The sequence below is a fragment of the Bacillus sp. H1a genome (genome assembly GCF_000633475.1).
Taxonomy (GTDB): Bacteria; Bacillota; Bacilli; order Bacillales; family Bacillaceae_G; genus Bacillus_A; species Bacillus_A paramycoides.
This window is the reverse complement of record NZ_AYMH01000029.1, coordinates 28,957-46,155: the sequence shown is the minus strand read 5'-3', so window position 1 is coordinate 46,155 and position 17,199 is coordinate 28,957. Positions and strand designations below refer to the sequence as shown.

Annotated in this window: 16 protein-coding genes and 2 pseudogenes; 6 read left to right on the top strand and 12 right to left on the bottom strand. The window is 32.0% G+C overall.

Annotated features, from left to right (window positions below):
* Positions 1-403 precede the first annotated feature (403 nt).
* Complete coding sequence (gene secY / locus U860_RS0114110; protein WP_002172094.1) at positions 404-1,708, top strand: preprotein translocase subunit SecY; 1,305 nt, start codon at positions 404-406, stop codon at positions 1,706-1,708.
* Between the two features lie 71 nt (positions 1,709-1,779).
* Here the strand turns inward: secY and U860_RS0114105 are convergent, their stop codons facing one another.
* On the bottom strand, positions 1,780-2,697 hold the full coding sequence (locus U860_RS0114105; protein WP_025149035.1) for an EamA family transporter: 918 nt from the start codon (positions 2,695-2,697) through the stop codon (positions 1,780-1,782).
* A gap of 148 nt (positions 2,698-2,845) precedes the next feature.
* Between U860_RS0114105 and U860_RS0114100 the strand changes: the two genes are divergently transcribed.
* Positions 2,846-4,276 (top strand): PLP-dependent aminotransferase family protein, encoded by a 1,431-nt coding sequence (locus tag U860_RS0114100; protein ID WP_025149034.1) that lies wholly within the window; start codon positions 2,846-2,848, stop codon positions 4,274-4,276.
* 157 nt (positions 4,277-4,433) lie between these two features.
* On the opposite strand, the pseudogene U860_RS35130 reads toward U860_RS0114100, so the two are convergent.
* The 3 genes and pseudogenes from U860_RS35130 to U860_RS33330 all read right to left on the bottom strand — a co-directional run.
* Positions 4,434-4,526, bottom strand: a pseudogene (locus U860_RS35130) (HAD family hydrolase); the annotation flags it as partial.
* Between the two features lie 152 nt (positions 4,527-4,678).
* Positions 4,679-5,314 carry a type 1 glutamine amidotransferase family protein gene (locus tag U860_RS0114095; protein ID WP_025149033.1) on the bottom strand — a complete coding sequence of 212 codons (636 nt, stop codon included), beginning with the start codon at positions 5,312-5,314 and terminating at the stop codon, positions 4,679-4,681.
* A gap of 325 nt (positions 5,315-5,639) precedes the next feature.
* Positions 5,640-5,804 (bottom strand): annotated as a pseudogene (locus tag U860_RS33330) (SAM-dependent methyltransferase); the annotation flags it as partial.
* Positions 5,805-6,060: 256 nt separating this feature from the next.
* Between U860_RS33330 and U860_RS0114085 the strand changes: the two are divergent.
* Positions 6,061-6,261, top strand: coding sequence for a DUF2187 domain-containing protein (locus tag U860_RS0114085; RefSeq protein ID WP_025149032.1), 201 nt, complete (start codon positions 6,061-6,063; stop codon positions 6,259-6,261).
* A 997-nt stretch (positions 6,262-7,258) separates the two neighbouring features.
* On the opposite strand, the gene U860_RS0114080 is transcribed toward U860_RS0114085, so the two are convergent.
* The 3 genes from U860_RS0114080 to U860_RS0114070 all read right to left on the bottom strand — a co-directional run bounded on the left by U860_RS0114080 (position 7,259) and on the right by U860_RS0114070 (position 9,688).
* Positions 7,259-7,756: a YetF domain-containing protein gene (locus U860_RS0114080; RefSeq protein WP_025149031.1), complete on the bottom strand. Its 498-nt coding sequence runs from the start codon at positions 7,754-7,756 to the stop codon at positions 7,259-7,261.
* Positions 7,757-7,822: 66 nt separating this feature from the next.
* A complete protein-coding gene (locus tag U860_RS0114075; protein ID WP_025149030.1) occupies positions 7,823-8,680 on the bottom strand; it encodes an NAD(P)-dependent oxidoreductase in 858 nt (285 codons plus the stop codon).
* Between the two features lie 81 nt (positions 8,681-8,761).
* Positions 8,762-9,688, bottom strand: coding sequence for a zinc-binding alcohol dehydrogenase (locus tag U860_RS0114070; RefSeq protein WP_025149029.1), 927 nt, complete (start codon positions 9,686-9,688; stop codon positions 8,762-8,764).
* Between the two features lie 122 nt (positions 9,689-9,810).
* On the opposite strand from U860_RS0114070, the gene U860_RS0114065 reads away from it, so the two are divergent.
* A complete protein-coding gene (locus U860_RS0114065) occupies positions 9,811-10,053 on the top strand; it encodes a hypothetical protein (RefSeq protein ID WP_025149028.1) in 243 nt (80 codons plus the stop codon).
* A 35-nt stretch (positions 10,054-10,088) separates the two neighbouring features.
* Here the strand turns inward: U860_RS0114065 and U860_RS0114060 are convergent, their stop codons facing one another.
* From U860_RS0114060 to U860_RS0114045, 4 genes are all read right to left on the bottom strand, one after another.
* Positions 10,089-10,292 (bottom strand): hypothetical protein, encoded by a 204-nt coding sequence (locus U860_RS0114060; RefSeq protein ID WP_002172077.1) that lies wholly within the window; start codon positions 10,290-10,292, stop codon positions 10,089-10,091.
* Positions 10,293-10,435: 143 nt separating this feature from the next.
* The gene (locus tag U860_RS0114055; protein ID WP_025149027.1) at positions 10,436-11,314 is read right to left on the bottom strand and encodes an SDR family oxidoreductase; all 879 of its coding nucleotides are present in this window, start codon (positions 11,312-11,314) and stop codon (positions 10,436-10,438) included.
* Positions 11,315-11,324: 10 nt separating this feature from the next.
* The gene (locus tag U860_RS0114050; RefSeq protein WP_029952986.1) at positions 11,325-11,672 is read right to left on the bottom strand and encodes a hypothetical protein; all 348 of its coding nucleotides are present in this window, start codon (positions 11,670-11,672) and stop codon (positions 11,325-11,327) included.
* Between the two features lie 20 nt (positions 11,673-11,692).
* Positions 11,693-13,063, bottom strand: a complete 1,371-nt coding sequence (locus tag U860_RS0114045; RefSeq protein ID WP_025149026.1) for a PLP-dependent aminotransferase family protein — start codon at positions 13,061-13,063, stop codon at positions 11,693-11,695.
* A 127-nt stretch (positions 13,064-13,190) separates the two neighbouring features.
* On the opposite strand from U860_RS0114045, the gene U860_RS0114040 reads away from it, so the two are divergent.
* Together U860_RS0114040 and U860_RS0114035 are read left to right on the top strand one after the other, a co-directional pair.
* On the top strand, positions 13,191-14,129 hold the full coding sequence (locus U860_RS0114040; RefSeq protein ID WP_025149025.1) for a DMT family transporter: 939 nt from the start codon (positions 13,191-13,193) through the stop codon (positions 14,127-14,129).
* Positions 14,130-14,146: 17 nt separating this feature from the next.
* Complete coding sequence (locus U860_RS0114035; RefSeq protein ID WP_025149024.1) at positions 14,147-15,838, top strand: M3 family oligoendopeptidase; 1,692 nt, start codon at positions 14,147-14,149, stop codon at positions 15,836-15,838.
* Between the two features lie 69 nt (positions 15,839-15,907).
* On the opposite strand, the gene U860_RS0114030 is transcribed toward U860_RS0114035, so the two are convergent.
* On the bottom strand, positions 15,908-16,984 hold the full coding sequence (locus U860_RS0114030; protein WP_025149023.1) for an AraC family transcriptional regulator: 1,077 nt from the start codon (positions 16,982-16,984) through the stop codon (positions 15,908-15,910).
* Between the last annotated feature and the right edge of the window lie 215 nt (positions 16,985-17,199).

Here is a 17,199-nt window from a genome sequence, read left to right as displayed (position 1 = left end):
TCAATTATGTGAGAAAAATCTAGATGTATTTCCACATGTTTCTCTTTTAAAGACTTCATCCGATCTACTCACCTCCTTTTATTCGTTAAGAAAATTATAACAATTAAGAACATTTTCTATCAATCAAACTTTAAATAAATGTAAAAAATCACCCTATTCATTCATTTTTAATGCGTATGTATGTACATTTGTTAATTTATTCGATATATTATGGGTATTGAATGATTACGAAAAATTTATAGGTCGCTTATATAACACCTTATATTTTTATATCCGTGAAAACTACAAAATGTATGAAATTCCATTTGTCAAATGAATTTAATGCGGAAGGAGGTTTGTGGTTATTTCATCGGGATATAATAATCGGTTTTATTGAACTGATAAAAATACAGGAGGCGACATGATGTTTCGTACGATTTCAAACTTTATGAGAGTGGCTGAGATAAGAAACAAAATTCTTTTTACACTAGCGATGTTAATTGTTTTTCGAATTGGCACGTTTATTCCAGTTCCTCATACTAACGCAGAGGTATTAAAAGTACAAGATCAAGCCAACGTTTTAGGCATGCTGAACGTATTTGGCGGAGGAGCACTGCAACACTTCTCAATCTTTGCTGTAGGTATCACACCCTATATTACAGCTTCTATTATTGTACAATTACTACAAATGGACGTTGTACCTAAATTTACAGAATGGGCAAAACAAGGAGAAATGGGCCGCAAGAAATCAGCTCAATTCACTCGATACTTTACAATCATTCTCGCATTCATACAAGCCATTGGAATGTCTATTGGCTTTAATAATATAGCAGGCGGACAATTAATAACAGATCCAAGCTGGACTACATACTTATTTATTGCGACAGTTTTAACTGCGGGTACTGCATTTTTACTTTGGTTAGGTGAACAAATCACCGCTAACGGCGTCGGTAATGGAATCTCAATGATTATCTTCGCAGGTCTTGTTGCAGCGATTCCAAATGTCGCAAATCAAATTTATTTACAACAATTCCAAAACGCGGGCGATCAGTTATTTATGCACATCATAAAAATTGTCTTAATTGGACTTGTTATTTTAGCAATTGTTGTAGGTGTTATTTACATCCAACAAGCTGTTCGGAAAATACCTATTCAATATGCAAAAGCTGTTTCAGGAAACAATCAATATCAAGGAGCAAAAAATACTCATTTACCTCTTAAAGTAAATAGTGCAGGTGTTATCCCTGTCATCTTTGCTTCTGCCTTTTTAATGACGCCGCGTACAATAGCGCAGCTCTTCCCTGATTCAAGCGTATCTAAATGGATAATTGCGAACTTCGATTTCGCACATCCAATTGGAATGACACTTTATGTTGGTCTAATCGTTGCTTTCACATATTTCTATGCATTCATTCAAGTGAACCCTGAACAAATGGCTGAGAATTTGAAAAAGCAAAATGGATATGTACCTGGTATTCGTCCAGGTAAATCTACAGAACAATATGTAACAAAAATTTTATATCGCTTAACATTTATCGGCGCAATTTTCTTAGGAGCAATTTCAATATTGCCACTTGTATTTACGAAAATCGCAACATTACCACCTTCTGCTCAAATCGGTGGTACAAGCTTGCTTATCATCGTAGGTGTAGCATTAGAAACGATGAAGACGTTAGAAAGCCAACTTGTGAAGCGTCATTATAAAGGATTTATAAAAAAAGTGAATTAATTACAAAAACACACTAGACATCACAATTGTTATCTAGTGTGTTTTTTATTATAAAAACTTATTTTTCAAAACTACATTTCCTTCTTCAACAACTTCCCTTGCTTAAAATAAACTCCAAGTGTAGTACGATTCGCTAAAAATACACCAATCAAGATTAAACAAGCTCCAATACCCATTGCAGGATTGAAAGGCTCTCCTAAAATGAGATATCCCACAATAAAAGCGATTAATGGTGATACATATAACCACGTTGATGGAAATACTGGATTTGTTTTTGATAAGAGCCAGTAGTATAAGCCGTGTCCACCAATCGATCCTACAAATATGAGATATAAAATCGGCCATTGTACATTCCAAGATATTAGGATTGCTAGATTTGGCTGTTCAAATGCAATAGATACAATTAATAGCAAGATTCCTCCATAAAACATTTGAATACCATTAATGAGAAATGGTGATACATCTGGTGAATCTGAAAGTATTTCTTTTGAATGAACAGAACCAATTCCGTAAAACAACTCCCCTACTAATATAACGAGGCAAGCGATGCTCCATATAAATGTTAGTTCTTGATGCAGTCCAGGTAAAGAAATACAAAAAACACCTACAAGTGCTATAACTAATGCAACGAGTTGTTCTTTTTGTAATTTCGTTTTATTTCGCCTTGACTGCAATATCAAAATCATCATTGGTCCCGTGGCAGAAAGGACAGCAGCTAATCCAGAAGAAATATATTGTTCAGCCCAGTATAGGGTCGCAAACGTCATAAAAGTTAAACAAAAACCAGCATATATAATACGTTTCGATAATAAGTAAGGCATAACAACCTTTCTCTTTAACTTAAAAATAGTAATGAGAATAAGACCTGCCAAAAAAAAACGAATTCCAGCTGAAAATAATGGTGGTGCGCCCGCTTCTATTCCGATTTTTATCGTTAAAAATGTCGTTCCAAAAATAATACATACTAAAATATAATTGAAAATGACCATTTTGTTCCCTCCTTTTCACTCTTGAAATGAGTATAGAGGATACGGTGTATAACAGTGTACCAATGTATATAACAGTTAAACAAATATGTAGTTGAATCCCTCCATGTTTTTCGCTTTAATTGAATTAAAAAGAAAAACAGGTGATTCTATGAAGATGGTACTACGTAAAGAATCCAACATACCCTATTATCAACAAATATATATGCAAATTGTTGAGAGAATTCAAAGTGGGATGCTTTCACATGGCGATTTCCTCCCTTCTTTACGCTCTATGGCCGTGGATTTGCAAATTAGCTTATTAACTGTTCGTAAGGCATATAAACAGTTAGAAACGAAAGGTTATATACGGATTGAGCAAGGAAAAGGTGCTTATATATATAAACGTGTAAAGAAAGATTTCAAACCAATTCCATATCAATGGCAACAAACGAAATCCATCAATGTTATGCGTTCTCAATATGTAATGAATCAACATCGTAAATATTATGATTTTTCACAAGCGATCTTGTATCCACGTTTATTACCAAATCCATTTCTATATGATGAAATGCACAAATTACTTAATAAAGACCAGATGATACTAGCTACTTACGGACCTGTTCAAGGCGATAGTGAGCTCCGAGGTGAAATAGCAAATTATTTAAAAGAACACCAACAATTAGTTACAGATCCATCTCAATTATTAATTACAAGCGGAGCCCAGCAAGGAATCAATTTAATCGCTCAAACATTATTAAAACCTGGAGACATAGTGTTAGTAGAAAGTCCGTGTTATGGCGCTGCACTTGATGTGTTTGTTAATAAAGGAGCTCAAATTATACCTATCAGTCTTGATGAAAACGGAATTCGCTCTGATTTGATCGATGATATTTGTCAAAGAAAGAATCCTGTTTTGTTGTATGTGAATCCTACTTTTCAGAACCCGACAGGTACTGTGATGAGTAAAGAAAGACGCATGGAGATTGTAGAGCTAGCAGAGTTATACCAATTTTTTATACTTGAAGATGATTCTTTCGGAGAAATATATTTTGAGGATGCTATAGTACCACCTCCAATGAAAAGCTTTGATACGAATGGTCATGTTATATATGTAAAAGGATTTAGTAAGACGTTAGCACCAGGACTTCGCATTGCAGCACTTGTAGCCGAAGGACCTATTTTTGAATGGCTTTATGCAGTAAAGGGTTCAATGGATATTGGCAGTCCTTTATTAACACAAAAAGCACTCCTTCCCTTTTTACGTGCAGAGCGTATGAAAAATCATTTAGAAAAATTACGGACAGCTTTACAAATTAGACGTGATATAACAATTGATACATTATTGCCATTAAAAGAAATACAGTTTGAAATACCAAATGGCGGATTTAATTTATGGGTTACACTTCCAGATTCAATCGATCCCTTTACATTACTACAAAAAGCTAATGAAGTAGATGTTTCTTTTTTACCTGGCACAGCTTGTCTATTAAATCATGAAACTCAATGTAATCACTTGCGAATTAGTTATTCAATGTTAAATGAAAAAGATATGTTGATTGGTTTAGAGAAATTACATGATACAATAAACAACTTTAAATAACCTTCACTTCTCCAACATACTCAGAAAAGCAAATGTACACTTTCTTTGTTTTGAGGCATTATAAAGTCCTAATGTAGCGATTTGTTCGGAAACTAATATTAAACTATTGGTATACAGTTATTGTTATACAGACATTTTAATTCAACAACTTAATATCCTTTTCTAGAATAATTAAAAACATTTTTTCTACTGCTTTATCCCTATTAAGTAGGGTATCATCTAAATCAAATAGTATCGCTTTATAACCTATCAAATAACTTCACAGCCTTTCTCACATTATATAAATAATCCTTGTTGGCGGTGTTCCAAGTTAAAATATTTTTAAACAAAATACAAAAATCATGCTTTGACATCGTCTAAAGCATGGTTTTTGTTCAAACTACTATAAAACTACTAATTTGTTTACTCATTATTTATTGAATTCATTAACTGGAAGAAATATTCAGGTTTATGAGTATTATTTAAGTTATACCATGAACGAAGTGTATCTGGTGCAAATACATCTAATTTTTCCAATACTTCCATCGCAAATTCCAAAGGAGCTACTCCTGATGCAGTAATTAAATTTTCACCAGATACTACAGGTCCCATTTCATAAAATTTTTCTCCATTATAATTAGGACAAACCATTTTAATGTACTCTAAACTATTACTAGTATGCTTTCTAGAATCTAAGTATCCGAAATTTGCAAGACCTTCAGTTGCACCACAAATTGCAGCCACAATAGTACCAAGCTTTAAAGCCTCACCAACTTTTTTCAATATAGGTTCATGTATATTTTCGCTCCAAGTATTTCCTCCTGGTAAAACTAAAAGATCTTTACTCTCAAGGGTACATTCATCTAAGGAAATATCTGGTTTTATGCTCAAGCCCCCCATTGAAATAACCATTTCTTTATTTATTCCTACTGTAACTACTTTTAAAGGCCCTAAACCCTTTTTGAAATATCTTCCTGTATTTAGTTCAGCAATTAAATGTCCATATTCCCAATCTGACATAGTATTAAATACATATAGATAAGCTTTTCTTGTTTGCATCGAATAACACTCCAATCATATCCTCTATTACAAAATAACTATTAATTTCAACAAGTCTATACATTAAGTTTAACATTTTATATTATGATTTTGGTTTAAAATTCCAAATAAACTAAACAAAAACATTTATTATTACCTCGAATCCATATAAAGGAATAAAAGAGCACTTGTTTCCGCAAGTGCTCTTTTCAGGGATTTTGAGATACCTTAATAACGAATGTTAATGTTACTTAAAGTTAATAGGATATTTACAATAAATGCTTGTCCTTTTTATTTGTGTGTAATCTATATATAACAATTGTAATTATTATCTACAAATTTATCCTTATTGTTCTTTCTTACATTTAATCATTAAAAAATTTATTGAAGGCTTATTTTTCGCGTTCTTATTTGGTTCGTCAATTTCTGAAACTTGTACCAGTCCATGCCTATTAAAATCTTGTTTTACGGATTCAGAATCATAGAAGTACATTTTCACGCCTTCCATTAGTGAATATTATTTCTTTTTATTAATTTCAGCTTTATATTGTACGATTATTTAACGTTATTTGATAAAATAAGTAAGCTTTACAAATACCCTAGTTCTCATTGTTTTCATCATGTGAAAACTATTTATAACACCCTTAGTCAAAGGTACTTCTCCCCACGTATACTTGATTTTCGCTCTTGTATTTTTTATTCATTCATGTATTATATGATGAAAGAAACTTCACAAGAAGAAAACTAGTGTCAATGAGGTGTATCCTATGGAAACAAAAAATAACGTTACAGTTGGTTCTTTCGTACAATTTCCCTATCGTAATAACTCCTCCTTACAATTAACAGGTTATGTAGTGAATATCTTACAAAATACGATTGTAGTTGATATTGCAGAGATTGCAGAAACACATGCTATAGACGAAACTAGACAAGTCGTAAAACATGGTTGTTATCACAAAATGAAGTGAACTTATACTAGATAAAAAGATCCTAGTACCCACTAGGATCTTTTTATCTAACGTTGGACAGATTACCACACTTAAGGGTACCGCATGGTGGAAAGTATCCTGTGAAACAATTACTTGTATAGACTTTTCCTTTTCACATATACTATTTTTGAACCTGTTTACCAATACGTGTCCTATTGGTGTCTTGAATTCCTCCTTAGCTTCTTTAATATTTGGATTTTACAGATCTGAAGACAAGAATTATAAGCACATTTTCTGGTTATTCGTAGTTTTTATCCAGAATAAATTCCTCCTAAAAAGGGCGGCAGATACAACTGCATGCCCTTTTTACTTACATTGCTGTACTATATCCAATAAAGTAAATAAAAACTTATAGAATGCAGTATTACATATTCTTTATAGTCCAAATTATGTTAGAATTTCTTATGTTGTTTATTTCATAATCGAATTATGGTTTCATATCTAATTCAGCAACGTGTGAGCTGTATACTAAAAAAGAAAAGACACCAAAAAGATGTCTTTTCTTTTTTAATCTAATCGAATTCCAGTACTATATTTGTTCTCTTAAAAACCTTCTATCTTGTTCTTAAAGTTGTCAAATTTCATATGTAATTCCCCAAAAAACATATGCTATTATGTTGCTAAGAAACTATGTGTTCCCTTAAGCCTGTATCCGGCCCTGTATTTATTACAGGGGCTTTGTTTATTTGACAGTTTATCAGCGTTAATAAATTCGAATTTTTATTTTAAATCGTTTAAATGTTAATTAGGTTTTGAACCAATATATTAATATTTAACTCCCGACTTTTTACTCCTTTTAGATGAAATGGACTCTCATTTACATGCTAAAAAAAGAGCGTTTTAACTAATAATAACCCCAAGACAGTCTTATAAGGCGCCTTGGGGTTATTATTTAATTTCTAAATGTATACCACATTAAGTAAAACATGAGAAAAACCAATACTTGTAATGTAGTATTGGCCTTTCTCATGATAAATCACTTTTTCCTAATTTGCTGATCTAATATTTTTTCTAGCATTTCCAAAGTAACTGGTTGCGCTAATGCATTAAGTTGATACCCAATACGCCCGTTCGGTTCCGCTGTAACTTTCTGTAAACTCTTTAAATCATGAATCCCTTTTTCTCTTAATTGCATAAATAGTTGTTGTTCCGACATTTTTGCCCGCATCAAATTCTCTTTTACAATCTCTCCGTTTTCAACAATTACAATACTATTTCCATTTAAGAACTGTTCCACCTTTCGTGATTTCAATTCTAAGAAATGAATAATAAGTAGCACGATTGAAAATATAATGGCAGTAAAAATAGATGGAATCACTTTCCTACTCAATACTGGTTCTACAATAATACGTCCAATAGAAACAACGATAATTATTTCTGCACGAGTCATTTGGCTGACAGATTTACTACCTGTCAATTTTAAGACAGTAATTCCAGTGAAGATTAAAATAATGCTTTCAAAAAGAATATTCATTACAGCCCAATCCTTTAATAGTGAATGTTACTAGTATTCCCATTAAAGGATTACTTTTATGATATTCTACACACTCATCAAATCTTTAAACGCTTCAGACCAGGAGAGATATAAAGGTATCCATCCATACTCTTTACGTGCTTTATTATTTGAAGCCCCTCTTTCCCAGCTATTCTTCCCCGCTTGAACTTTAGGATTAGGTGACCCTATTGCAGCTGCATATATCGGTAACCATTCTTTACTAGTTACTGGAGAGTCATCTACAATATTTACGATTCCGGAAGGCCAATCAAGAGCTAACACAGCTGCTCTAGCGGCATCTTCCACATGTATAAAAGAGCTCATACCATCAGTTGCAATAATTTCGTTATTACGAACTTGATTCGCAAACACTCCGTTTTCCGCATACCATGTTCCTGGTCCATATAGCGTACCGTATCTAAGTATAACTGCTTCGGGTAATTCAGAAACTGCTTCTTCTAATTTAGCAATACCATTTATCGTAACTTGACGAGGCATAGGAGCGTAAAAATCTAGCGGGTCTGTTTCTGTCGCAAGTTTATCCCCCGATTCATACGCCCACGAAATACTTTGAGCAATTATTTTCTTTACACCTACATTTTTAGCAGCATCGACAAGATTACGAGTACCTTCAATTCTAATCCTTGCATTGTCCTCTAAATTCCAAGTTGATAGCGCTGTCAATTGATGTATGACTACATCTGGAAATGTTTCTTTTAAAACAGAGAATACTTCTTTACGATTAAATACATCAGCTATTACCGGTAATACCCCCAGATTTTTCAATGACTCTTTTTGTGAATCACTCCGAATCATTGCATATACCGTATGCCCTTCATTTATTAACATCGGTAATAAATTACGTCCTATTACACCTGTTGCACCTGCTAAGAAAATTTTCATATATGTTCCTCCTCGTTATGAATATCATAATTGAGACGAAACATATGAAAGGTATGTGACAAATATTTGGTTAGTTTTTCATTATTCATATGAAACGTACACTTTTAAAGGGCTAATTATACCTTGACTCAATTCCTCAAAACATTGTATGAGTCTAGCATATTGTACTTCATGTTGAAAAATTTCTTCTATAAATGTTGTGTATTCTATTTGTCTAAAAAACCAATCTGCATGTTTTTGATAATCGTATCCATCACTTGACCCAATGATTTGCAATTCTTTCCCATAAAAGTCGGCGGTTAATGTTAGTTCTTCTTTATTACCATCAGAAAGTATACATATTACACCATTATTATTAAGAGCTTTTTGCAATGTACGAAATCCGCTATTTGTAGCTGAACATTCGAAACCGTAACTATATGTTTCTAATATTTGCTCTTCTGAATCATATATGTTTTTTGCACTAAATTTCTTTGCAAATTTTTTTCTGCTACTATTAGGTTCAATAACATCCACATGATCAACACCTGCATAGTATTTTAAGAAATAACTTGTGAGTAACCCCATAACTCCCATTCCAGCTATAAGTACTTTTTCATCCTTACGTGGATTTAGTTTCAATATTCCTTTTGCGGCATCACATGAAAGAATTGATAATAACGCTGTTTTAGGTTTTATGTAATTAGGCACTCGTATTACTTTATGGCTCTTAACAACACCTAATGTTTGGTGCCCATAAAAAGAAACTACTTTATCACCTACGTTTAAATTGGTTACTTTATTACCTACTTGTACAACTTCACCATAACTTTCATATCCGGTTTCTTTCGGATATAACGGATTGAAATCCGAAATATCAGAATTATTACATTGTAGTAATTCAGCGCCAATACTTATTGCACCAGCTATTGTTTTAACGATTATTTCATCGTCCTGTAATAACCTGACTTCATCCGTTTCCCATTTAAGTTGTTTGGGTCCTTCTAACACTAACTTATATTGTTTCATTGTTATCCTCTCTTTTTATGGAAATATATTCAAACTAACTTTTGAACTATATATAATAACCAATATGGATGTCTCATCCAAAATTAAAGCTATAGAGTTGGCTAGCAACCAACAGTGATAAAGTGATTGTTGAATTTGAAGGATTTGAAATAAATGAATATATTATTGGAAGTAACTGTTCTATTGCTGATTTGAATAAAAAGTATCAAAGCATAAAACAAGATGATCTATCTTATAACGAAATTGTTACTTTATTTTGCGTTAAAAATAATTACCAACGCATTTCAAAGGTTTATTTAAAAGATATTTTAAGTGATATTGTAATTGATTTAGACACAGACTATATATATTTTCCTAGAAGGTAACAGGAACCACTTAAAATAGATAGTTTTAATACAAATTATGATTTAGACAATAATTTAATAAAAGAAGTGAATGCCCAAATGAAATACGCAAGTTGTGTTACGATATACATCGTAAGTTCAAAACCTGTAAGCTTTCTTTCTCTTTTCATCTTCTTTAAATATCTATAAAAACAAAATGAGCATAAGAGCAGTAAAACTATAGACATTTGATATAAATTTTCCACTAAAAGAACTGCCATATACTTCACCCCCATATAAAATAAATAAACTATACTTTAAGGATATCATTAAACAGGAATTATTTACCATTGTTTTTACAGAAAATCTATTATACTTAAATTTTAAAAAGAGCACTCCTACAAATGAGTGCTCTAAAAAAATATTAATTTTGCTTTAAAACATTCTCCTCAAAATATTTTCCCCAATCCGGTCGTCTTCCATCCATATCTGTAAAACCATACTCTCTTCCCAATTCCCATGAGCTAAGCGCACGGCCTGTTTTTTCATGAACATTTGGATCACTTGCTAAAGCTGCAATAGCTCTTCCAATGAAGAAAGGAGTTTCTGATGCGATAAAATGAGGATCCGTTTTTGCTCCTTCTTGCCAGTTCTCCTCTGTTACACCAAATATATCTAACATCGCTTCGGAACGAAGAAATCCTGGACTAACTGCAACTGCTGTAATATTATCCTTCCCTAAATCTTTCGCCATCGCTTCTGCTAAATGAATTGTGGAGACTTTGGCTAAACTATAGTACAAATTACCACGGTATTGATAATCGACGCCATCTGTAATTTCAATAACGAGTCCTTTTTTATTTTTCACCATTAATGGCACGCCGTAATAACTCGTCAACATATGAGAATGGACTGCCCTTTGCTGCATCAATAATCCGTTATGTAAATCATGTTCCCAAAACATTTTGCCCCATTCTGTTAAAGGGTCACCGCCCCAAACATCATTAACTAAAATATCAAGCTGTCCATTTTGCTCGTCTTGAATTTTTGCAAATAGTGCTTTCACATCTTCTTCAACCGTATGGTCAACACGGACAGCAATTCCTGTCCCACCCTGTTTTGTTACAAGTTCTGCCGTTTCTTCAATCGTTTCAGTTCTTCCCATAGAGGATAGATTACCTTTTGTACTTCTTCCTGTTACATAGACAGTTGCGCCCGCTTCGCCGAGCATCATCGCAATACCTCTACCAGCACCTCTTGTTGCCCCGGCTACAACTGCTACTTTACCTTGTAATGGTTTCATATCATTCTCCTTAATTTTCATTATCAAGTTTTATTATTTTGGGTACACTCTTACTATCATATTTTTTCGTATAGATTTCTCCATCTGGAGTAATAAATTTTAGCGTAATTTTATCACACACGCCATTAATAATTTCAAATTCACCTTGTAGATTTGAAATAGTGCGTTCCTTATTTTTAATGGAACTTTCGTAAATTTTCACATTAGATATAGGTTCGTTATTATGATCCACTACAACACCTTTCGAATACATAGCAACTGCTATACATTTATCACTTTCTTTATTATATATAGTAATTGTAATCACTCCGATTACTACAGCAATACATACAAACAAGGCTATTATTTTTCTTTTCATAATAAGCCTCCTAAAAAACATTATTCTTTTTTGAACTGAAAATCTACACGGTTCATTCGTTTTATTTCCTCAATTATCTTACAAATACCTTCTTCAATATTGGATTCTTTTACATTTGATACATTTAACTTTAACAATCTTTCTTTATGAAAGTTACTTAAATAATTTTTATCAATAGAATCTATGCTTATTTGACTCTTGCTTACATTTTCAATAAATGTGTCGGTAACTATGTTTCTTTTCAGCTGTAAACACGTGTGTATTCCAATTGGATCTACTGCTCTATAAGTAAACAAATGTGGATTTTCATTTTGAACACCTTCTACTACTTCCGCTAGTTTTTTTGACCTATTGTAGTAAGATGCTTTAATTTTATGTTTATGCCGTTCAAACATCCCGCTCTTTATGTAAATTTCTAAAGCAGCTTGTGAAATCATAGGACTATCTATATCTAATATTTTTTTATATTTATAAAATGCCTCTCCAATAGATTGCGGAATGACTGCAACACCGACTCGTAAGCCTGGGAAGATAATCTTCGAATAACTTTTTAAATATATAACATGATTACAATTATCTTGGTTGTAAAACGGATCTACTTTTGAATCAGTTTCTAAATCCGCTAAGTAGTCATCTTCCACTATAAACACTTTATATTTCTTCGCAAGTTGAATAATCTTCTCTTTCTCTTTTTTAGAATAAGAAGTTCCAAGCGGATGATGCAATCTTGGTATTGTATAAAAGAATTTAATTTTTTCTGTTCGGAATATCCTCTCTAGTTCATCTAAATCTATCCCTTTATGCGTACGCTTTATTCCGATTACAGGGACGTTATTTGTTTCTATATATTCAATATATAAATGGTAACTTGGCTGTTCAATTAGAATTGTGCTATGTGCATTCGGGAATGGTATAGAAGTTAATATTGCAAGTGCTTGCTGCACACCTGACGTTATAAAGATATTTTCTTCTTTTGTGAAGACTTGATAGTTTGCCAGCTGTTTTTGAATAACTGGAATTAAAGACGGTAAGCCTTTCGGTGTTCCGTATACAAACAAATCATTTTTATATGTATCAATTGCTTTATTAATACAATGTTGAAAATCTAAGTACGGAAAAACATCTGGATCTGGTGCTGAGGAAGCAAAATCAATCATCTCGTTATTTTCTATGTAATTCTCAGATTTCTTAACAACGTAGTATCCACTTTGAGGTACAGAATAAATAATATGACGCTTTTCTAGTTCATGAAGCGCACGTATAATTGTAGCCTTATTACATTCATATTGCGTAACAAGTGACCGTATTGACGGTAATTTCTTTCCTTCTTTTATCTCTCCATTTTGAATCATACTTTCTAAGTCGTTTAAAACATGTAAATATTTATACATCATTACCACCCCAACATTTAATTTGTACCGGTACAGTTTGTATTTGTTCACATTGTAGCACTAGATCAGAAAGATTACTATGTACGTATACTGGCCAGTAAGAAATCAACTACTATGAGGTGAAATTATGAAAAATACAACAAAAGCATATATATCAGCGTTACTCTATTCATTTATTATTGGATTTTCATTTATGTTTGTGAAACTAGCATTAACCATTACGAACCCTCTTGATACCCTTGCTCATCGTTTTACAGTTGCTTTCATAGCAGCAAGTATTCCAGTTATTTTTGGTTTTGTAAAGTTGAATATTTCATTCAAAAACATACTTGCACTTTTGCCACTTGCAATATTTTATCCAGCATTGTTCTTTGCTTTCCAAGCATTTGGCTTAGTATATACAAGTTCATCTGAAGCTGGAATTATACAGGCTGCTATCCCTATATTTACAATGATACTCGCTTCTTATTTTTTAAAAGAGTATACGAATATATGGCAAAAAACATCTGTACTCATTTCTGTCATCGGTGTCATTTATATATTTATCATGAATGGTATCGTTGCCCATAAAACTAGCTTCATCGGTGTTATTCTCATCCTGTTATCAGCATTATCATCTGCTTGCTATAATGTGCTAGCTCGAAAAATGACAAAGAAATTCAAGTTAATGGATTTAACCTACACAATGACAGCGCTCGGTTTTATTAGTTTTAATTCCATCGCAATCGTCGATCATTTAAATAAAGGTACAATAACTATATATTTTGAGCCATTTACAAACGGAACATTTCTTATATCCATTTTATATTTAGGATTACTATCATCCTTACTAACGGCCTTATTATTAAACTATTCATTATCTTATATTGAAGCAGCTAAAATAAGTGTTTTTAGCAACTTATCCACACTTATTACTATAATTGCAGGCGTTGTATTCTTACACGAGCAAATTGCCTACTATCATATCATCGGTACAATTATGATTATTCTTGGTGTAATAGGTACAAACTTTTTGGGTAAAAAAGGAATTATAGCGCAAAAGAAGAATATCTCCATGAATAAATAAAAAGTGAGGGATGTATAATGCAGCGCTTAAACACGATTGATATTAGTAATGTACTAGAATTAGAAAAAGCTCTTTCCACTTTAGTAGATATACACATTTCTTCAAAACTAGACCTTAAAAACTGGTTAAAAGAGCAATCTAGTTTAATTTGGGAAATCGAAGAACAGCTAAGATCTCATTATATCGCTTTTCAATGTAATACTGATAATCAAGAGGTTAAAGATGTGTTTGAATATGATCAGCAGCACGTAAGACCACTTATCAAACGTTATCAAAATTTATTTGATAATAAATATTTAGAATCACCTTTTCGAATGGAATTAGATTCTAAAGAATATGGTTTGTTGGATAAAAAGATACAAAATGCTCAAACATTATTTTGCGAGAAAAATATTGAACTAGAAATAAGGGAAGATAAATTCGTAACAGAGTACTTTGAAATCACAGGAAGTTTAAGTGCAATATGGAATGGCGAAGAGAAAACACTAACTGAATTACAATCATATTTACAAGATCCAAATCGAGATATACGTAAAAAAGCAAAAAGACTTATCTCAAAACAGTTTTTGTCTGTTGAAAAAGATCTCCAAAACATCTTAAATAAATTAGTTGAAATACGCCATCAAAAGGCAAAAAACATTCAATTAGATAATTATCGTGATTATATGTTCAAAAAATATGAACGTTTTGATTATACAGCGGAAGATTGCTACGAACTTGCAGAATCTGTTCGTAAATACGTTGTACCACTTATTGATAACATATTTAATGAGAAAAAAGCTGAGCTTCAAGTAGATACACTTCGTCCGTGGGATCTAAAAGCAGCCGCACCAAATCAAAAAGTATTAAGACCTATTGAAGACGAGAAGGATTTAATCGAAAAAAGTTCTCACATTTTACACAAATTAGACCCTGAATTTTCTGCATTATTGAGCCGTATGCATAAAAATGATTGCTTAGATTTAGAAAGTCGTAAAGGAAAAGGACCCGGAGGATTTTGCGAACACTTACCTGCTTCTCAATTATCTTTTATTTTTATGAATCTCAATCATACACATGATGATGTTACTACTTTCCTCCATGAAATGGGCCATAGTATTCATAATGAATGTATGAAGCAGCTAGAGCTACAAAAATATTTAGAAATCCCTTCAGAATCAGCCGAACTAGCTAGCATGACAATGGAATTGTTTTCGATGGAGTATTGGGATGCGTTTTATGAGAATACAGAAGAATTTATAAAAGCAAAATTAGATTTCTTTAAAGATATTATTAAGTATTTACCACAAATGCTTATCGTTGATCAATTCCAACATTGGATGTATGAAAACCCTAATCATACTGCTAAAGAAAGAAATGAAAAATATTTAGAATTACATAACACTTACCAATCGAATGTGGTAAATATTGAAGGTTATGAGAATTGGATAGCAACTGGCTGGTTACCTGTACTACATATTTTTGAAGTGCCATTCTATTATATCGAATATGCAATCGCACAACTTGGTGCGCTTCAAATGTATAAACAATATAAAGCAAATCCAAAACAAGCACTAGAAAATTATAAAAAAGCTTTATCATTAGGTAGCTCTAAATCTTTAACAGATGTATATGAAGCAGCTGGAATTCGTTTTGATTTTTCTAGTGAAACAATAAAAGAATTAATGGCATTTGTAGAAGCAGAATTAAATTTACTTAAACAAATATAAGAAAAAAAGATGCACTTATCCTTTTAGGTGCATCTTTTTTCCGTATTCTATCCTAATTTTTTTCAATTTTTATCTCACTTTATTAATAAGCTTTATATATTGTAGATCCCCATATCCTATTGTTGGAAAAAGATTAAATAACCTTTTTAATAGTTCTTGTGTTGGTAAATCTTTATTTTTGGAGATATACTTTACTACTGCATTTTTTTCTTTTAGCATATTTAAATACACATCTATTGCTTGATACATTACGGGTAATACCTCATGAGATGGCTTTTTATGATTTATTACTACTTCATTGTAAATAGCATCATAGTTTCCTAACTCAAGTTCCATCTGACTTACTTTATATTCATCATCTCTGAAGCTATTGATGTATACCTTCCCCTCATAACCAGACTGTTCAAGGTATGAAAGTAATGTAAGTAGATTTATTTGGCAAAACATATCTTCACCAAACCATAAAACGATACATTTATACTCTCTCTTAAAAAGATTCTCTAATGGATCAATAACCTTTTTTATATAATCTTCTACTGAGCTATTATGCCCCTTCGCCCTCATTTTAATAAACTCATCATCAAAAACTTGTGTAGTAGCTGCGTTTACACACATTGCTTCATTAAATGGAGCGTAATCAGACTCTCCCATTAGTTTCTCATTTTCAAATTCTTCATACATAACTTGACCATTTAATATGTTAAGTACATCTCTATCAAACAACCCACTCTTTTTATTTCTTAACTGTTCTACCTCAATTTTTCTAGAAATATTCATTCTACACCACTCCTTACCATTATTGATTGAGAGTTTACTAAATGATTGAACAGGCATTTGCTTAAGCTGGAATTCTCTTGGAGTTATACCAAAAATAGTTTTGAAAGCTCTACTATAAGCCTCTTGTGAAGAATAGTCATATTCAAATGCAATATCAATTATCTTTCTATCATTCATCAAATCTTCCGTAGATAAATACAATCTCCTAAGAAGAGTATAGCGTCTAATACTTATACCTGTTACTTGGTGAAATTTAAAAGAACAGTAATAAGGAGAAAAACCCATATAATTAGATAATGCATCTAATGAAAATTCACTATTTAAATTTGTTTCAATCCAATCGATCATAAGTTGTATATGTTCATTCATTAACCTCACCCCTGAATAAAATTATACGAGCTATCCATTTCTTTCTTTTGATATTTCTTGTGATTTATAACGTTAAATATCCTCTAAAATCTTTAAATACTATATGTAACTTTTATTTTCATATTTTTTCAGCTATCTTATTTTGTCATACATTTACTTAAATTTCCAATAAAGTTCAAACTTAATCAGTCTGAGAAATACTTTTTAAAGGATTC